This is a genomic window from Persicimonas caeni (assembly GCF_006517175.1).
Lineage (GTDB): Bacteria > Myxococcota_A > Bradymonadia > Bradymonadales > Bradymonadaceae > Persicimonas > Persicimonas caeni.
In genome coordinates, this window is record NZ_CP041186.1 from 7270553 (window position 1) to 7288883 (window position 18331).

An 18331-nucleotide genomic window follows, 5' to 3' on the forward strand; every position below is an offset into this window, starting at 1 on the left:
CCTTTCGTTTATCCCTGTCTTATTGGCCATATCCGCATGAGCAAGACCAACACGAAATCCATCGTCGAGCGTGTCGCGCGACAGCTCGGGATCAAGAATCACCAAGTCGAGGGGACGATGAGCCTCCTCGATGAGGGCAATACGGTTCCGTTCATCGCCCGCTACCGCAAAGAGGCGACCGGAAACCTCGACGAGGTGCAGATTCGTGACGTCGCCTCGACCGTCGATGCGATTCGTCAGCTCGAGGACCGTCGCAAGACGATCTTAGCGAGCATCGAAGAGCAGGGCGCGCTGACCGCGGAGCTGCGCAAAAAGTTGCTGCAAGCCGACACGGTCGCTCGCCTCGAAGATCTGTACGCGCCATACCGCCCCAAGCGTCGCACCCGCGGCCAGAAGGCTCGCGAAGCAGGTCTCGAGCCCGTCGCCGAGACGATCTGGAAGGGCGGGGACATTCGCGCCGCTGCCAAGGCCCATGTGTGCGACGACTACCCGAGCGCCGACGACGTCATCGGCGGGGCTAAGGACATCATTGCCGAGGATATCTCGGACGACGCAGAGGTGCGCGACCGCGTGCGCCGCGAGGCGCGAAAGCGCGGCAAATTCGCGTGTAGACGCCGTCGTGGTGGGGATGAAGATCCGAACTTCAAGCTTTACTTTGAGTTTTCGACGTCGGTCCAGCACGCCAAACCTCATCAAGTACTTGCGATTCGTCGCGGGGAAAACGAGAAGGTCTTGAGCGCGGGCATCGAGGTCGACGATGCGGCGATGTGCAGCTGGATTTCGAACCGCAAGAATGGCGCAAAGTCGGGCCAGGGCCGTAAGCTCGTCGACGAGGCGATCGAGGACGGATACAAGCGCTTGATCCACCCGTCCATCGAGCGAGACATTCGAGGAGAACTTGAAGAAATGGCCGAGGAACACGCTATCGGCGTGTTCGCGCTCAACTTGAAGAACCTCTTGCTCCAGCCGCCTTTGCCCGGCCGGCGCATTCTGGGGATCGACCCGGGCTACCGCACCGGCTGCAAGATGGCGGTCATCTCGAAGTCGGGTGAGTTCGAGACGACCGACATGATCTACGTGCACGACGGGCGCCGAAACGAAGCCCCGCACAAGATCCGAAAGATGATCGATGGGCACGACATCGACGTGGTGGCCGTGGGCAACGGCACAGGCAGCCGAGAGACCGAGCAGGCCGTCGCTGACGCCATCAGCGCGATCGACCGCGACGTGCAGTACGCCATCGTCGACGAAGCCGGCGCGAGCGTCTACAGCGCCTCGGACATCGCCCGGCGCGAGTTTCCCGACCTAGACGTCAGCGTGCGCGGCGCGATTTCGATCGCTCGCCGTCTGCAAGACCCGCTCGCCGAGCTCGTCAAGATCGACCCGAAGAGCATCGGCGTGGGCATGTACCAGCACGATGTGAACCAGACGCAGCTCCAAGAGTCGCTCGACGCGGTCGTCGAGGACGTGGTCAACGGCGTGGGCGTCGATCTGGGCTCGGCCTCCGAGCCTCTCCTGGCGCGCGTGGCCGGCATCGGGCCGACGCTCGCCCGGCGCATCGTCAAGCACCGGTCGCGAAGCGGCGGGATCAAGAGCCGCGAAGAACTCAAAGACGTACGCGGCGTAGGCGCGAAGACCTACGAGCAGTGCGCCGGATTCTTGCGTATCCGAAACGGAAAGGAGCCCCTCGACGGAACGGGCATCCACCCGGAGAACTACAAGATGGCGCGGGCGATCCTCAAGGAAGCGGGCGCCAAGCTCGGCGAGGACAACCTGCAGCAGCGCCTCAAGGGGCTGCGCTCGTCAGGTAAGCTCGGCCAACTCGCCGACAAACACGGCGTCGGCCGCTATACGCTCGAGGATATCGTCGACGCGCTGCTTCGCCCCGGCCGCGATCCGCGCGAGGCGCTCGACCCGCCCCAGCTTCGCAGCGACGTTCTGAAGATGGAGGACCTGCGCGAGGGTATGAAGCTCACCGGCACGGTGCGCAACGTGGTCGACTTCGGCGCCTTCGTCGACATCGGCGTCAAGCAAGACGGCTTGGTGCACGTGAGCGAGATGGCCGACCGCTACGTTAAAAATCCGCACGACTTCGTCAGCGTGGGTGACAAGATCGAAGTGATGATTTTGTCGGTCGACAAGGACCGCGGTCGCATTGGTTTGTCGATGAAGCAGGCATAACTACAAACACGGATGTGGTGTGCACGAAAGGGCCGGGATGCTTTCCCGGCCCTTTCGTCGTTCGAGACCGTCGGTCAATCGCATCGGTACGCGGTCACACCGGCGGGCTGGCCTCCGCGGCAAGCTCGGCGATGGCTTCGTCGCGCAGCTGATTTTGCTGTCCCTCCTGGTCGCGCACACTCACCGAACGACTCCCAACCTCTCGGTCGCCGACGATGAGCATCCACGGGATGCCCGTGTCGTGGGCTTCGGCGATGCGGCGTCCGACGCTCTCGTCGGGGGCCACGACGCGTCCTCGGATACCTCGCGCACCGAGCTCTCGAGCGAGGGCGTCGGCGTAGTCGACGTGGTCCTCCCCAATTGGCAACACATGCGCCTGAACGGGCGCGAGCCACGCCGGAAGCCTTCCTTTGTGGTGCTCGAGGAGCAAGCCCATGAACCGCTCGAGACTTCCCAGATGGGGTGGCGCAGCAGATGGGGAGAGCGCACTTCCTCGTAGCCGTCGGCTCGCATGCGCCGGCGCGCGGCCTCCTCGAGCAGCCGGCACAACTTGACGCCCCTCGGGTTCCAGAACACCATGCCGGGCGCTTCGTCTTGGAAATGCAACAGGTCCATACGCTGGGCGATTTGTCTGTGGTCGTTTGCATCTAACATCGTCTTTCCTCCTGAATCATCGCCCGGTCATCCGGAGGAGCGGCCGTCGAACGCGAGACAAGAAACGCGAAACGCCCCGTCCGGGAAAACCGGGCAGGGCGTGAGTTCGTGCGTTTCTGTGTCGGTCAGTTCACCGCATGCGCACCTCACCAGCCCCGCCGGTGCGGGTGGTGGTCGTGGTGGTGCGGGCTGTGGTGAACCGCGCGTTCATGGCGTCTTTCTCGTTTTCGTGCCGGCAACAGCGCCGGCAGCGTCTCCACAAGCGCTAGCAGTCCGATTCGGCGCTGGCAACAGAGCGTGAGCGTCGTCCGCGACGCACCTCGACGTCGCTCAGGTCATTGGAGCGAACCCGAAAGATGTCGAGATGAGTCCACTGCGGCTCGTAGAGCAGCGTCGAGTAGAGCTCTTTTCGCTGCTTCCAAGTCTTTGCTGCCCACCAGATGATCGAGTCGCGGCTGAGGAACGCACGCCGAAAGGTCGCGTGATTTCCGGAATTCCAGAGATCGCACCTGCTGATGCAGCGGTCGAGCGTGCGCCCAAGCATTTGGGTCATGACGACGTGGAATGGGAGGTCGAGCCAGACGATGGCCTGGGCGCGCCGCCAGGCGATGTCCCGCGCTTTCGAGTAGTTGCCGTCGACGACCCAGCGCTCGCCGGCGCAGGCGCTGGCGACTTGGGCGCGGAAGTCGTCGGTCTCGCGCATCTGCCAGTCGGGCAGCCAGAAGAGCCCGTCGAGCTCGATGTGGCGGTTGCTCGTGTGCCAGGCGAGGCGGTTGGCGAGCGTGGACTTGCCCGAGCCGGAAGTGCCCACGACGACGTAGCGGTCGTGGGGCTCGCCGTGGCGGTTGTAGAGGTTTGTTAACTGCATAAGAGTGTGTGGGGCAAAAACAGAAAACGCGCGGCGTGTGATACGCCGCGCGCTTTGACTACGAGGGCAAGATGCCCCCGCACCGAAAAGCTGTGACTACGAGGGCAAGTTGCCCTCGCAGCGAAAAAGGGGGTTAGTCCCATTCCTCGGTGCGGTGCTTCTCGATGTCGTGCGCCTCTTCGAGGTAGCGCTCGGCGTCGATGGCGCCTTTGCAGCCGCTGCCGGCGGCGGTGATGGCCTGACGGTAGGTCCAGTCTTGGACGTCGCCCACGGCGAACACGCCCGGCACGCTGGTGCGGCTCGAGTCGGGCTCGGTCATGATGTAGCCGTGGTCGTTCATCTTGAGCTTACCCTTGAAGATCTCGGTGTTTGGGATGTGCCCGATGGCGATGAACAGGCCGTCGACGTCGAAGTCCTCGACGTCTTCGGTCTCGTTGTTCATCAGCTTGAGACCGGTCACGCCGTCGTCTTCGTTGCCGAGCACCTCGACGACCTCGCGGTTCCACAAGAATTCGATCTTGTCGTTGTTGAACGCGCGGTCCTGCATGATCTGCGAGGCGCGAAGCTCTTCGCGGCGGTGGATGACGGTGACCTTGCTGGCAAATTTGGTCAAGAAGACCGCCTCTTCCATGGCCGAGTCGCCGCCGCCGACGATGGCGAGCTCCTGGTCGCGGAAGAAGAAACCGTCACAGGTGGCGCAGGTCGACACGCCGCGGCCCATCAGGCGCGACTCGCTGTCGAGGCCAAGTAGGCGAGCGCGAGCGCCCGAGGCGATGACGAACGTCTTTGTCTTATACTCGGTGCCGTCCTCGAGGGTGACCGTGAAGGGGCGCTCCGACAGGTCGACCTTGGCGATGGAGGCCATGTGGGCCTCGGCGCCGAAACGAAGCGCCTGCTCGCGCATCTCGTTCATCAGGTCGGGGCCCATGATGCCATCGGAGAAGCCGGGGAAGTTCTCCACGTCGGTCGTGATGGTGAGCTGGCCGCCGGGCTGGGAGCCCTCGAAGACCACCGGCTCGAGGTTGGCGCGGGCGGTGTAGATCGCCGCGGTCAGGCCGGCAGGGCCCGAGCCCATGATGGTCACGTCGTACAAGTCTTTTTTCAGGTCAGTCATTTACTTCTCCAGAGCTGCTACAGGTGTGCTTAGGAATGTGCGCCTATTGCGATGCACAGATTCGATGAAGGTTTCACTTCGGTTGTGTCGGCGGCTCGCCTTCGTCGGCGGGCGACGGTGTTGAGGGCGCGGGGCTCGTAAATTTCCACCCCGACAGCAGGGCGTCGGTGGCGGCGATGAGCTGGTCTTCCTCTTCTTGAGGGCCCCAGGCGACGATCTGGTAGCCCCAGGGGCCGCGCGTGGCGTAGGTGGCGATGTACTGGACCGGATCGGTTTCGTACAGGCCTTCGGCGAAGATCGACAGCGCGGTCTGATCGCCGAGCTTGAGCGGGCCGGTGCGCTCGATCTCGAATTTGTCGATGCGCTCGCGCAGCAGCGCCAGGCTCGCGCGCTTGATCGCCTTGGCGTCGGGGGCGGCGACGCCCTCGTACTGCGGGAGTTCCTGAGGGATGACGATCAGGAAGTAGCTGTCGGCGAGGGTGACGGCCAAATCCGCGAAGTCGTTGAGCTCTCCGGAGTCGGTCTTCTGCCACTCTCCGGGAATCTCGATGGCGTAAGGGGCGGCCTCGCTTTGAAAACGCCAAGGCTGGGGCGGAGGGGCGTCGGCCGTGTCCTCATCACAACCGGCGCCGAGCGCGACAACGAGACACGTCACGAGGAGCAGGGCGGCGATGCGAAGAGGCGTGCGGACCATAGTTTGTCGTCAGGCTGAAGGGGACGAACCAAAACGGGTGATTGGCAAACGCCAGAGAGGGGCGCGGATAATCCGCGCCCCTTTCGGGCTCAACGCTCAGATGCGGCCAAACTCAGATATCGAAGTACAGCTGGTACTCGAGCGGAGTCGGGCGCAGTCGGGTCGGGTCGACCTCGTTTTCGAGCTTGTAATCGACCCAGGTCTCGATGACGTCTTCGGTGAAGACGTCGCCGCGAAGCAGGTACTCGTGGTCCTCGATGAGGGCTTCGAGCGCTTCTTCGAGGCTTCCCGGGGCGCTCGGGATCTTCTCTGCCTCGGCCGCGGGCAGGTTGTAGATATCCTTGTCGAGCGCGTCGCCCGGATCGAGCTGACGCTCGATGCCGTCGAGGCCGGCCATAAGCATGGCGGCGAAGGCGATGTAGCCGTTGCACGTCGGGTCCGGGGTGCGGAACTCGATGCGCTTGGCTTTGGGGCTCGAGGCGTACATCGGGATACGCACGGCGGCCGAGCGGTTGCGGCTCGAGTAGGCGAGCTTGACCGGCGCTTCGTAACCGGGGACCAGGCGCTTGTAGCTGTTGGTCGTCGGGTTGGTCAGCGAGATGAGCGAGCGGCCGTGCTCGATGATACCGCCGATGAAGTGCAGCGCCATGTCGCTCAGGCCGGCGTACTTCTCGCCGGCGAACAGCGGCTTGCCGTCCTTCCACAGGCTCATGTGGGTGTGCATCCCCGAACCGTTGTCGCCGTAGAGCGGCTTGGGCATGAACGTGACCGTCTTGCCGTTGCGGCGCGCCACGTTCTTGACGATGTACTTGAACCACTGCAGCTCGTCGGCCATCGTCAGCATGTCGTTGAAACGGATGCCGATCTCGGACTGACCGCCGGTGGCCACCTCGTGGTGGTGGGCGTCGACCTGAATGCCCATCGACTCGAGCACCAGCGAGATCTCGGTGCGTAGGTCGAAGAGGCTGTCGTGGGGCGGGCACGGGAAGTAGCCGCCCTTGTACGACGGCTTATAGCCGAGGTTCGGCCGCTCGTCGCGACCCGTATTCCAAGTGCCCTCTTGCGAGTCGACCGCGAAGAACGACGAGTGCGGGGTCAGGTCGTAGCGGATGTCGTCAAAGACGAAGAACTCCGCCTCGGGGCCGAAGTAGGCCGTGTCGGCGATCCCGGTCTCTTTGAGGTGGTTGACCGCCTTTTGAGCCACGTAGCGCGGGTCGCGCGAGTAGGCCTGGCCGGTGATGGGGTCGAAGACGTTGCAGATGAAGCTGACCGTGGGCACGCTGGCGAACGGGTCCATGCGCGCGGTGGTCGGATCGGGGCGAATCTGCATGTCCGAGGCGTTGATGGGCTGCCAGCCGCGGATCGAGCTACCGTCGAAGCCTTGGCCTTCTTCGAAGAGGTCTTCGTCGAGGCGGTGGGCCGGAATGGTGACGTGCTGCCAAGTTCCCGGGAAATCCAAGAACTTCAGGTCGACCATTCGCGCCTCGTGCTCCTTGGCGTATTTGATCGCGTCTTTGACGGATGTGACGTTAGCGTTGGACATTCTGCTCCTCTCGAGATCAGCAAGTATTGATTGAGGCTGCAGGGGTTGAGCCACGAGGGCTCATCGACGACTCCCGGGGGAGTCGCCTGACGGGGAACTGTTTGTTCACACAACAAACTTTCGCGTTCACGACAGCGCTTCGGGGCCGGTCTCACCGGTGCGGATGCGAAACGCCTCGTCGATCGACGAGACGAAGATCTTTCCGTCACCGACATGGCCGGTACGTGCGGCTTCCATGATCGCCTCGATGGCTGGATGCACCAGATCATCGGGTACGACAATTTCGATTTTGATCTTGGGGACGAAATCGACGACGTACTCGGCACCCGGGTAGACAGGGGCCTTACCGCCGCCACGCCCAAAGCCTTTGACCTCGCTGACGGTCATGCCATGGACGCCGACTTCGTCGAGGCGGTCCTTGACGTCGTCGAGCTTGAAGGGTTTGACGATGGCTTCGATCTTCTTCATCAATCACCACATTCCGCTCAAGTCGTCGTGTCCTATAACGTACGAGTTTCGTTTCGCCAACCGTGTTTCGAAAAGTTGCCGAAGATTACTCGTCGTCAGATTACTCATCGTCGCGAATCACCAAGGTGCCGGCCAGATAGTCGTGCCAACCCCTGCGGTAGCTGCTCACGAAGATCCACAGGTAACCGAGGCCCAAACTGGCAACATTGAGCCCGGCACCGACACCTCGGAGGATTGCGCGAGTCGCAGATACTGTAAACGCGTCTCGGTCGACGACCAGCACCCCGGCCACTTGGCCTCCGGGGCTTCGGCCGCGAAGCGCCTCCCAGGCGGTGGTCCACGCGATGGCCAGCCCCAAAAAGAGCGCCACCGGCAAGATCAGCGCGGCGCGCTCATCGAGCCAGAATTTGAAGAGCCACTCGCTCCAAAACCAACCGTGCGGAGGCTGCAAGATTCGAGCGTCGAGCCAGCCAAATGCGAAGCTGAGCGCCACCACGAAAGCCGCCGGGGTGGCGTCGAGCACGAGCGCGAGTCCGCGGCGAGCGAGCCCGGCGGTCACGTGCTCGGAGGTCTTCGACTCGGTGGCTCGGCTTTCTGGCGCTGCCTTCACGACAGGTCTCCCAAATAAGCCTGCATCAACGTGACCGCGACCAGGCCGGCGGTCTCGGCGCGCAGAATGCGCGGGCCCATATGAAAGCTGTCCACACCGGCCTCTTTGAGCGCGGCGACTTCGTCGTCGTCGAAGCCCCCCTCCGGGCCGATCCAAATAGCGGCCGCCTCCGGGCGCTCGTCGAGCAGGTTCGCCTCGTCGAGCAGCGCCTCGAGCGACGGCGAGTCGCCGCGGGTATGGGCGACAAACGAGGGGACGTCCGCCAGGGTTTCGAGCGCCTCGTCGAGGCTCATCGGCTCGGTGATCTCGGGGGTGATCGTCCGCTCACACTGCCGGGCCGCGGCGTTGACCACGCGCTCCCAGCGGTCGAGCTTTCGGTCGACTTTGGCGTCGCTGATATGCACCACCGTGCGCGTGGTCTCGAGCGGAATGACGCGGGCCACGCCGAGCTCGGTGGCCTTCTCGAGGACCATCTCCCAGCGCTTGCCTTTGGGGATGGCCTGCACGAGCGTGACCGCGCACGGGCTCTCGCCGCGTTCGGTGTAGCGGTCTAGTTGGACGTCAACGGCCACCTGGTCATTGGCGACGGCGGCGACTTCGGCCACGACGACGCGCCCCGAGCCGTCGAAAAGCTCGACGCGGTCCCCGACCTGCATGCGAAGGACGTCGCGCAGGTAGTGGGCGACGCGCTCGGGGAGTCGGAAGCGCTGGCCGACACGGCCTTCGGGGGGCATCTCTTCGGTTTCGAGCGGGGCGCGTCTCATCACACCTCCCGTCGAAGCTCGAAGCAGACCCACTCGCCCTTTTGCTCGCAGCTCACCTCAACGAAGCCGTCGCCGACGAAGGCGTCGCGCAGCTCTTGCTCCTGGGCTTCGGTGATGCCGCTCAAGAGCAGAATACCCCCGGGTGCCACGCGCGGAAGAAGCCCCTCGCGAATGTGCAACAAGATGTGCGCCAAGATATTGGCGATGACGATGTCGTAGGTGCCCTCGACTTCGTCGACCGGCGTCGTCGATAGCTCGATTTCGCCGGCGAGGTCGTTGACCGCGAGGTTCGCTTCGGCGACCTCGAGTGCGGTCGCGTCGACGTCGATGCCCACCACAGGCTCGGCGCCGAGACGCTTGGCGATCATCGACAAAATGGCCGAGCCGCAGCCGACGTCGAGCACGCTCGGCGAGGCGTCGTTCTCGGCCAAGAGGCGGTCGAGCTTCTCGGCGCACAACTGCGTGGTTTCGTGCGTGCCGGTGCCGAAGGCCATCCCCGGCTCGATGACGATCTTCGTGCCGCCGTCGGGCGCCTCGAAGTCCTCCCACGGCGGGCCGACGATGGCACGCGGCGAGATGAGCGCCGGCTTGAAATAGTCCTTCCATGCCGTCTCCCAACTCTTATCCGTGTAGGGGGCGCATTGCAGTGACAGCGTCACGATGTCGGCGTCACCCAACGCGGAGGTCAGGTCGCGCTCGAATTGAGCGGCAGCTCCCGGGGTCTCGAATTGGAAAAATGCGACCAGTCGATTGGTGCCTTCAGGCACCGGCGCAATCGTCTCGTCGTCGGCGTAAGTCTCGCGGTCCTGGATCTCGACGCCTGCTGCGTCGAACTCCCAGAGCAGCGAGGCTGCGTTGGTCGTGCCGCTCTCTTCGATGAGCAACTCGACGCGGTACCAGTTTTCGGCTTCTTGGGTCATTTGGGCTCCTCATATGTTGGCGCCCACAGTTGTAGTGACGCGAGGTCAGGCTGTCCAACGGAGAGCGTCGTTTGCAGCCAGGGCGAACACCGCCGCAGTTGACGAACCTACTTTAAGTGAGTATTCACTAACATGTGTTCGATGCAGACCAATCATTTCAACGCGGAGGCAAAGATGAGCGAAGAGATCCTGACTGAAATCGAAGATGGCATCGCTACTATCACGATTAACCGGCCGAACAGGCGAAACGCGCTCTCTGGCGCAGTGGTGAGCGGGCTCACCGAGCGTTTTCGGGCGCTGTCGGACAACGACGACGTCACCGTCATCGTGCTCACCGGGGCAGGGGACAAAGCCTTTTGCGCCGGCGGTGATTTGATGGACCAGCAGATGGGCGGCGGCGCGTTGGCGATGCACGAGGACCGCGGCGGGTTTGCCGAGATGCTACTGGCCATGAACGAGTGCACCAAGCCACTCATCGCACGGGTCAACGGTCACGCGCTCGGCGGTGGCTTCGGCTTGGCGCTCAATTGCGACATCGCCGTCGGTTCGACCAACGCCAGTTTCGGTACGCCCGAGATCAAGGTGGGTCTCTTCCCGATGATGATCATGGCGGTGATTCAGCGCAATATCGGTCGAAAAAAGGCGATGGAGATGATGCTTACGGGCAAGCGTTTGAGCGCGCAGGAAGCCGAAGAGTACGGCATCATCAACTATGCGGTCGAGCCGGACGAACTCGACGTGAAGGTCGGCGAGTTGGCCGAGCGTATCGCGGGATTCTCGCCGGCAATCCTCAAGCTCGGTCGTCGCGCCTTCTACAAAACCCAGGATATGGGCTTCGAGCAGGCGCTGCGGATGCTGCACAACGAGTTGACGATCAACACGCTCACCGAAGACGCCGCCGAGGGCATCATGGCGTTCATCGGCAAGCGCGACCCGGAATGGAAAGGGCAGTGAGGTAGCTAAGGAGCGAAAGAGTAAAAGAGCGAAGAAGCGAAAGAGTAAAAGAGCGAAGAAGCGAAAGAGTAAAAGAGCGAAGAAGCGAAAGAGTAAAAGAGTACTCGTTAGCTGTTTCGTTCGTTAGCTCTTTCGCTGTCCCCAAAAAGGACGTCCTTCATGCTGTACCAGCCGGGGTGGCGTCCAGCCATCCACTGGGCAGCGCGAAGGGCGCCGCGGGCGAAGATGCCGCGATCGGTCGCACGGTGGGTGAGCTCGATGCGCTCGCCTTCGGCGGCGAGGTAGACGGTGTGCTCGCCGACGATGCTGCCGCCGCGAATGACCTGAAAGCCAATCTCTTCATCAGATCGCGCTCCGGTGTGGCCCTCGCGGCCGTGAACGGCGACATCGTCGAGGTCGACGTCGCGGGCACGGGCTGCTGCTCTTCCCAAGAAGAGCGCAGTTCCGCTCGGGGCGTCGACCTTTCGGCGGTGATGCGCCTCGCAGATCTCGATGTCGAAGCCTTCGCCGGCCGCCTTCACGCCCAACTCGACGAGCTGTTCGAGCACGTTGACGCCCACCGAGAAGTTGGCCGCCCACAATACGGCCGCATCGCTCGAGCGCCCCTTGAGTTCGGCGATTTGCGCCTCCGACAGACCCGTCGTCCCCGATACAAAGGGCGTTTCGAAGCGAGCGGCGCACTCTGCAGCTGCGAGGCACGCTTCGGGGGCCGAAAAGTCGATGACGACATCGGCGTTCTCGACCGCCGTGTCCATGTCGTCGGTGACTCTGACGCCCTCGGGCCCAATTACGCTACCCACGGACTCACTGCCTGGGCGCACTACCGCGTCGGTCACCGAAATGCCTTCCATGAGCGAGACGTTGGCGAGCAATTCGGCGCCCATGCGGCCCTCGGCGCCGATGATTGTGACGAAGATTTCGCGATCCATGATCATCCTTCGAATCCGTAGTCGCTTGCAACCTTCTCGAGTGTGGCGCGCACCTCGTCCGAGACGTCATAGAGCGGAGCGCGGACTTCGGGAGTACACCAACCGAGCTTAGACGCGATCGTCTTGGTGGGAACCGGGTTGGGCGCCGAGAAGAGGGCGCGGGCCAGCGGCTGAATCTTCATGTGCAGCCGGCGCGCGGTTTCGAAATCGCCCTCGAGGGTCGCTTCACACATTCGACTCATCGACGTCGGGTCGAGGTTCGACACGACGGAGACGCAACCGGTGCCTCCACATGCGACGAGCGGGAAGGTGGTGAAGTCGTCGCCCGACATGACGTTGATCTTGCCCTCGACGGCCTCGAGGACCTCGGTGTCGAAGGCCATGTCGCCGGTCGCCTCTTTGATGGCGATGATGTTGTCGTGATCGGCGAGTCGGCCGACGGTCGCGGGCGTGAACGAGCGGACGGTGCGGCCGGGCACGTTGTAGAGGACCACGGGCAGCCCGCCCTCATCGGCGACCTGGGTGAAGTGGCGAAACAGTCCCTCTTGGTCGGGCTTGTTGTAGTATGGGACGACGACCAGCGCGGCGTCGACGCCGTCGATCTGGGCGACCTCACGGGTGAACTCGACCGTTTTGCGTGTGTCGTTGCTGCCGGTGCCAGCGATGATAGGCACGCGGCCCTCAGCGGCGTCGACGACGGTGCGAATGACGAGGAGTTGCTCCTCGGCGGTCATCGTGGCCGCTTCGCCGGTGGTTCCGCAGGGGACCAAGCCGTCGATTCCACCGTCGATCTGGCGCTCGACCAGATCACGCAGGGCGTCGACGTCGACCTCGCCGTTGCGAAAAGGGGTGATAAGGGCGGTGTAGGCTCCACGAAGATTCATTTTGCAACTCCACGAAGGGTGTCAGTGAACACCGATTCAATAGTGGACTCGCCAAACTCGCGCAAGACTTAGAAGACTCACCCGTCGACAAGCCACTCTTCGAACGGCTCTTTGTCGAGAAAGTCGGAGTAGCGCAGCTCCTCGATGAAGTCCGATTCGCGAAGCACCGTGCGCCGGCCGCGCCGGCCGTAGTGCATCAGCGGCTGACACAGGTACAGCTCGTCTTTGGCGCGGGTGGTCATCACGTAAAAGAGGCGGCGCTCCTCTTCGACTTCGTCATCGGTCTCGGCCCGTGAGCTGGGGAACATGCCGTCGGAGAGCCACAGGCCGAAGACGGCGGTCCATTCGAGGCCCTTCGATTGGTGAATCGACGAGAGCGTGACGTACTCGTCGGGGACGTCGCCGCCGACCAAAATTTCCTGGCCCGAGATCCCCGAGAGCAACGAAATCTCGCCCAGAAAATGGTCGATATCCTCGTATTGGTCGGCGTAATTGGCCAGTTGCTCGAGGTCGGCGATGCGATTGTCGATATTATCGTAGGTGCGGCGTGCGTAATCGGCGTATCCGCTGTCGAGCACCGACTCGAGCAGATCCGACGGCCGAGAGCCCATGCGCTTTTGGCGAAGTTTGTCGAGCAGCACCGAGGCCTGACGCCACGAGTTCTTCGCCCGTTTGGGCAATGAGTTGATGAGCTTCTCGTGGGTGACGGCCGCCAGTGGGTCACTCTGGCTCTGCACGTACATCCAAATATCCTGGGAGCGCTTGGTTCCCACGCCGCGCCAGTGGCGCGCCAGGCGTAGGAAGCTAAGCTCGTCGCGCGGGTTGAACAAGAACTTGAGGTACGACAGCGCGTCTTTGATATGCGCCTGCTCGAAGAATCGGAGCCCCGAGCGCACCACGTAGGGAATCCCGCGGCGGGTCATCTCGACCTGCAACTCCATCGAGTGGTGGTGGGAGCGATAGAGCACGGCCATTTCGTCGAGGCCGAGCCCCTCGTCGGCGAGCTCGAGGATGCGCTGGCAGACGAATTCGGCTTGTTGCTCGACGTTGCGAAGCTTGATCAGGGCAGGCATTGGCCCGTCTCCGCGCGCCGATTCGAGTGTCTTCTGGAACTGGTTCTTGTTGAACCGGATGGAAGCATTCGCCAGGTCGAGGACCTGCGGCGTCGAGCGATAGTTGATCTCGAGCTTGTACTCGCGACAGGTCTCGTAGCGCTGGGGAAACTCGAGGATATTGCGGTAGTCGGCGCCGCGAAACGCATAGATGCTCTGACAGTCGTCGCCCACCACCATCAGGTTCTGGTGCTCGGAGGCCATCAGATCGACGATCTCACCCTGCAGATGGTTGGTGTCCTGATACTCGTCGACGAGCACATGCTCGAAGCGGCGCGCGTAGGACTGGCGCACGTCATCGTGCTTTTCGAGCAGGGTTTTCCAGTTCATGAGCAGGTCATCGAAGTCCATCAGGGACATCTCGACCTTACGGGTCTGGTAGAACCGAAAGATCCGCCGAATCGGCTCGGCCAGATGCTCGAAATAAGGGTAACGCTCGGCGAGGAGCTGCTCGACGGGCTTCTGCGTGTTGATGCAGTAGCTGTAGATGCGGCTGAGCACGCGCCCCTTCGGAAAACGCTGGTCGAGATGACCGACGTTGGCGTCGGCCACGCACGTCTTCATGAGCGTACCTGCGTCCTCCGAGTCGAGGATCGTGTAGTCATCCCCATAGCCCAGCTTGCTCGCCTCGCGGCGCAGGATGCGGTTGCCGATGCTGTGAAACGTCCCGCTCCACAGCGATGTCACGTTCAGGTTGAGCAGGTCGCACACGCGGTCGGTCATCGCCCGCGCGGCCTTATTCGTGAAGGTCAGCAGCAGGATATTCTCCGGCGGCACGCCCCGGTCGACGAGGTGCGCCACCCGGTAGGTCAACGTGTGCGTCTTTCCCGAGCCGGCCCCGGCGATGACGAGCATCGGCCCCCCGCCAGCAGTGACCACTTTACGCTGCTGTTCGTTGAGATCCTTTTCATAGTCGATGCCGGACTCACCGCTCGGGCGTTCCTTTTTGAGTGTGTAGCGCTTCACGGTTGCCTCTAGGGGTTGCCTTCTGACGATTGCAGCTGATTGGGCGTTCAGTGGTCGGTGGCTGAAGTGTAGGGCGAGGTTGCCGGGCTGCCAAGGGGCGAGTTTTTGGGGGCGATGTGGCGCGATCTCCGTTCGAACGGAAACAGAGAATGGCAAAAAAGCGGGGGCTGTAAGTTGTTGGTGTTGTTGTTCTTTTGGTTTTATTGGTGAGAAAAATCGAAAAAGTACGCAACGAAACGGCCTGTTTTGCCGAAAACCGTATATGAGGGGCATGGAGTTATGTACTTCAAACGCCTCTCGGACGAAGACTCGAAATCGCAGTCATCAAACATGAGGAAGGAAAACATGACGAACATGAACACAGTGAGTCACGGTGGAACGCGCGTCTACGAGGGAATGACCGACGAGTTTGACGATCTCAAGGCGCAGAAGAAGGAAATCGCAGAGCAGCGGGAGGCGATTAAAAACAACCCGAATCTCAGTGACAGCGAAAAGAATTCGCTTCTCGCCGACCTCGATCGCGCGGAAGCCGCCATCGATCAGGCGCTGGATTTCACTACTTCAAGCGGCAAGTACGATACAACGACTGGTAACAGGCGAAATGACGGAGACTTGGCTGCGGTACATGCTGCCTTGGGGCGTGCGGAGGCCATGATGGCGCGTGTCGACTCGGAGTTGAACGCGTCGGCGCCAAGCTCTCAATCCGTTTCGCAACCCCGCCGAGGCAGACGTCCCGCGACCACGGCACGAGGTTCGAGCAAGGCAGACTCAGCCGGCAGTACCAACCAAGCAGGCAGTTCTTCTGGCAGTAGTGGATTGGGGGCCATGGAGTTCAACGGAAAGAGCGTCGATCAGATGATTAATCTGATGAACAACGATCCAAAAGCGTTGATGGATCACTTGGGCTCCATCAAGGACCCAGAAGAGAAGCAGATGGCGATGAAGATGATCATGCAACGCCTGCAAGAGATCAATCAGATGTTCTCCATGATGAGCAACATGATGAAGTCGATGCATGATACCGCGAAGGCCGCCATCAATAACATGCGTGTGTGAGCCCGCGGCACGGAAGTATCTTCTCAGAAGTCACCTATGTTCGCAGTGCAGAACCTCGACAGCCGGAGATTAGATTCATGGAAGCAACAACTCGGGAAGCAAATGAGGAAGTCGAAACTCTCATCGGAGAGTTCGCGAGCCGCGTACTTGAAGGCAAGAGCGCTGCTGATTTGTTCGGTGTTGACGAAGACTTCGTATTTGACGTCGTCGATCGCGCCTACAACCTCTATCTCAATAAGAGCTATGAAAAGGCCGAAGTGCTACTCCGCGGCGCAACGGCGCTGGATGAGACACAGAGCTATCCGTTCTTGTTGCTTGGTGACGTTCTGCTGCAACGGGGATACTTCGCCGACGCAGCCGAGGTACTGAGTAAAGCGGAGGCGTTGGAGTCCGAGTCAGCAGAAGTGGCAGCAAAACTCGGTGAGGCTCAAGTGCAGGCCGGACAGGAGGAAGCGGCGATGGTGACTTTGCGGCGCGCAATGGAGCTACTCGACGATGACTCCGTGCACCGACCCCGGACGGAGGCGCTGCTGAACATGGCCAGCGACCGCACTGCAGCTCAAGTCGATGCAAAAGGTGATCAGTCGTGAGCCCGCATCGCCGCAAGCCAGATGTTGAAGCTAGTACAAGGGCGACTCGCCTGGCCATCCCCGACCACGCGCTCGCCGCGCTCGAGTACCAGGCGCGGCGGCACTACCGGCGTTGGTGGCTCGACGAGGCCGAGCGTCTGGCGCGCATGGTGGTGCGCTTCGACGTCGGCCGGCCCGGCGCCTGGTTTGTGCTGGGTGATATCGAGATGCGCCGGATGAACTGGGAGCGCGCATTCGGGCATTTCCAGCAGGCGGTAGACTGTCGTCGTGGCGACTCGATGGCCTGGTGCCGTGGTGCCGAGGCGCTCTATCGAATGGGTGAGCTCGAGCGCGCCGAGGATTGGGCTCGGCATGCGGTTTCGCTCGAGCCGCCCGGCGGCAATCCGGGGGCGAAGCGCGCCAAGAGGTTCTTGAACCGGCATCGCGCCGACTTCGAGAAGTCGCGCCTCCAGGAAGCTGACGCCAGTGCGGCTCCCACCCAGAAGCTCGAAGCGTTCACCACGCGGCCACAGCCCGAGCACCCGGCGAACATTCACTCGTTGGAGGACTATCGCAGCACGTCGGCGGAGTGAGCGGGGGAATGGCGAAGTAACATTTTGGTGTTAAACGGTCTCGCGCCTTGATATGTCGAGGCGCGAGGTCGTAACTTCAATGACGCGTCTTTTAGCGTCGCATTAATCAGCCGTATCTCGCCCTAGTAGACCGACAGTAGCGTAGTGAAACCACAATATCTCTTTCATTGGCTAGCGCATCGAGCAGGATGGAACCTCTGTTGGCTCGGGGCGAAGCTCCGATGGAAGCTGCAATACGAGTACGACGAGCCATTCCCCCAAGATGGCCCCGTGCTTCTGCTCAGTAATCATACCTCCGTGTTCGACCCGGTCTGGGTCGCCTGGGGCGGGTGGCGCCCGATGCACTACATGGCCAGTCAGCAGCTGTTTCGCTTCAAGGCATTCGGAGCGCTGATTGGTTCTCTGGGGGCCTTCCCCAAGATCAAGAATATGCACGACCCGGAGGCCAACGCGACGCTCGAGCGGCTGTACCGAGACGGGCGACCGATCGTGCTCTTTCCGGAGGGTGCGCGCACCTGGGACGGCCGCTTGGGCAAGCTTCGACCGGGCATCGGTCGGCTGATCAAGCGTCTGAACGCTCGGGTGGTGACGGCTCGCGTCACGACTGGCCACCTGCACCGTCCGCGTTGGGCGCCACATCGGCGCCACGTTCCCGTCCACGTGCGTTATTCGGCGCCGCGGACCTTCCCGCCAGAGATGAGCGCCCACGAAATCACCGCCGCGATTGCGGACGCCATCCGGATCGACCCGGGCGAAATCCGGGCACCGGAGGGCAGCTGGGGTGAGCGGCTGGCCGAGGGACTCCCGGACTATTTGTGGGCCTGCCCATCGTGCTTCGCGCTCGAGGCGCTGAGCGTGCACCACACTGATCGCGACTGCATCATGTGCGGTGAGTGCGATGCCCGCTGGCGCGTCGATGTGCACAACCGGATGCACCCGATCGGCGGTAGGGCGCAGGAGACCGCCGTCCATCGTGCTGCCATGGCGCTCGAAGCGCATTTCGGCAACCCGCCGGTTGCAGATCCAGAGGCGTTCGAAAAGGAGGGGGTCGTCCTCCAGAGCCCGAACATGCAGATCGGAGCCGTCCCTCGGGGAAGTCGCCAACTCGAACCCGTCGCCCATGGTCCCGCGACCCTCTACGAAGACCGCCTCGAATGCCATTCCCCCGGTCGCCAGCCGTGGACGTTGCCTCTCGACGAGGTGAAAGCCGTGTCCGTCGAGGTCCAGAGCGTTCTTCAAGTGCGCACGCAAGATCGTCTGTACCAATTGGAGCCCCAGGGCGAGAGCAACATCAAGTGGTCGCATTTCCTTCGACCTTGGAATCGCCTGGCGCGTGGAAAGGAGCTCGGAGTCAAGTCGCGATCCGTGCATCGTTGACACGCGAATGGGGTTTCACTACCTCTAGTTAGGTGGATATCGGCAATCTTTTGCACGTCTCGCGCCGCGCGCTGG

18 protein-coding genes are annotated in these 18331 nt (G+C 62.3%); 6 read left to right on the forward strand and 12 right to left on the reverse strand.

All coding sequences use genetic code 11. The features are described from left to right. Positions 1-36 precede the first annotated feature (36 nt). On the forward strand, positions 37-2181 hold the full coding sequence (locus FIV42_RS27030) for a Tex family protein (protein ID WP_141200710.1): 2145 nt from the start codon (positions 37-39) through the stop codon (positions 2179-2181). Between the two features lie 94 nt (positions 2182-2275). Here FIV42_RS27030 and FIV42_RS30820 read toward each other — a convergent pair whose 3' ends face one another. From FIV42_RS30820 to FIV42_RS27075, 9 genes are all read right to left on the reverse strand, one after another. Then, positions 2276-2617, reverse strand: coding sequence for a His/Gly/Thr/Pro-type tRNA ligase C-terminal domain-containing protein (locus FIV42_RS30820; protein WP_222615330.1), 342 nt, complete (start codon positions 2615-2617; stop codon positions 2276-2278). A gap of 483 nt (positions 2618-3100) precedes the next feature. Next, positions 3101-3703, reverse strand: a complete 603-nt coding sequence (locus FIV42_RS27040; protein WP_141200711.1) for a P-loop NTPase family protein — start codon at positions 3701-3703, stop codon at positions 3101-3103. Positions 3704-3836: 133 nt separating this feature from the next. Further along, positions 3837-4817, reverse strand: coding sequence for a thioredoxin-disulfide reductase (trxB, locus tag FIV42_RS27045; RefSeq protein WP_141200712.1), 981 nt, complete (start codon positions 4815-4817; stop codon positions 3837-3839). 73 nt (positions 4818-4890) lie between these two features. Then, positions 4891-5511 (reverse strand): hypothetical protein, encoded by a 621-nt coding sequence (locus tag FIV42_RS27050; RefSeq protein WP_141200713.1) that lies wholly within the window; start codon positions 5509-5511, stop codon positions 4891-4893. Between the two features lie 112 nt (positions 5512-5623). After that, positions 5624-7054 (reverse strand): type I glutamate--ammonia ligase, encoded by a 1431-nt coding sequence (gene glnA / locus FIV42_RS27055; protein WP_141200714.1) that lies wholly within the window; start codon positions 7052-7054, stop codon positions 5624-5626. Positions 7055-7180: 126 nt separating this feature from the next. Then, complete coding sequence (locus FIV42_RS27060) at positions 7181-7522, reverse strand: P-II family nitrogen regulator (protein WP_141200715.1); 342 nt, start codon at positions 7520-7522, stop codon at positions 7181-7183. 100 nt (positions 7523-7622) lie between these two features. Then, positions 7623-8132 (reverse strand): RDD family protein, encoded by a 510-nt coding sequence (locus FIV42_RS27065; protein ID WP_141200716.1) that lies wholly within the window; start codon positions 8130-8132, stop codon positions 7623-7625. Further along, positions 8129-8896 (reverse strand): 16S rRNA (uracil(1498)-N(3))-methyltransferase, encoded by a 768-nt coding sequence (locus FIV42_RS27070; RefSeq protein ID WP_141200717.1) that lies wholly within the window; start codon positions 8894-8896, stop codon positions 8129-8131. Before FIV42_RS27070 ends, FIV42_RS27065 begins: the two co-directional genes overlap by 4 nt. Then, on the reverse strand, positions 8896-9816 hold the full coding sequence (locus FIV42_RS27075; RefSeq protein WP_141200718.1) for a 50S ribosomal protein L11 methyltransferase: 921 nt from the start codon (positions 9814-9816) through the stop codon (positions 8896-8898). Before FIV42_RS27075 ends, FIV42_RS27070 begins: the two co-directional genes overlap by 1 nt. Positions 9817-9990: 174 nt before the next feature. Between FIV42_RS27075 and FIV42_RS27080 the strand changes: the two genes are divergently transcribed. Then, positions 9991-10770 (forward strand): enoyl-CoA hydratase/isomerase family protein, encoded by a 780-nt coding sequence (locus FIV42_RS27080; RefSeq protein WP_141200719.1) that lies wholly within the window; start codon positions 9991-9993, stop codon positions 10768-10770. 107 nt (positions 10771-10877) lie between these two features. On the opposite strand, the gene dapB is transcribed toward FIV42_RS27080, so the two are convergent. The 3 genes from dapB to FIV42_RS27095 form a co-directional block, all read right to left on the reverse strand. After that, the gene (dapB, locus tag FIV42_RS27085) at positions 10878-11699 is read right to left on the reverse strand and encodes a 4-hydroxy-tetrahydrodipicolinate reductase (RefSeq protein ID WP_141200720.1); all 822 of its coding nucleotides are present in this window, start codon (positions 11697-11699) and stop codon (positions 10878-10880) included. Between the two features lie 2 nt (positions 11700-11701). Then, complete coding sequence (gene dapA, locus FIV42_RS27090) at positions 11702-12583, reverse strand: 4-hydroxy-tetrahydrodipicolinate synthase (RefSeq protein WP_141200721.1); 882 nt, start codon at positions 12581-12583, stop codon at positions 11702-11704. Between the two features lie 77 nt (positions 12584-12660). Next, positions 12661-14661 carry an ATP-dependent helicase gene (locus FIV42_RS27095; protein WP_222615331.1) on the reverse strand — a complete coding sequence of 667 codons (2001 nt, stop codon included), beginning with the start codon at positions 14659-14661 and terminating at the stop codon, positions 12661-12663. Positions 14662-15006: 345 nt separating this feature from the next. Here FIV42_RS27095 and FIV42_RS27100 point away from each other — a divergent pair, with 345 nt between their 5' ends. The 4 genes from FIV42_RS27100 to FIV42_RS27115 all read left to right on the forward strand — a co-directional run bounded on the left by FIV42_RS27100 (position 15007) and on the right by FIV42_RS27115 (position 18256). Next, positions 15007-15717: a hypothetical protein gene (locus FIV42_RS27100; RefSeq protein WP_141200723.1), complete on the forward strand. Its 711-nt coding sequence runs from the start codon at positions 15007-15009 to the stop codon at positions 15715-15717. A 77-nt stretch (positions 15718-15794) separates the two neighbouring features. Further along, positions 15795-16307 carry a tetratricopeptide repeat protein gene (locus FIV42_RS27105; RefSeq protein WP_141200724.1) on the forward strand — a complete coding sequence of 171 codons (513 nt, stop codon included), beginning with the start codon at positions 15795-15797 and terminating at the stop codon, positions 16305-16307. Then, complete coding sequence (locus FIV42_RS27110) at positions 16304-16879, forward strand: tetratricopeptide repeat protein (protein WP_141200725.1); 576 nt, start codon at positions 16304-16306, stop codon at positions 16877-16879. Before FIV42_RS27105 ends, FIV42_RS27110 begins: the two co-directional genes overlap by 4 nt. Before the next feature lie 144 nt (positions 16880-17023). Next, complete coding sequence (locus tag FIV42_RS27115) at positions 17024-18256, forward strand: lysophospholipid acyltransferase family protein (protein ID WP_141200726.1); 1233 nt, start codon at positions 17024-17026, stop codon at positions 18254-18256. Positions 18257-18331 lie beyond the last annotated feature (75 nt).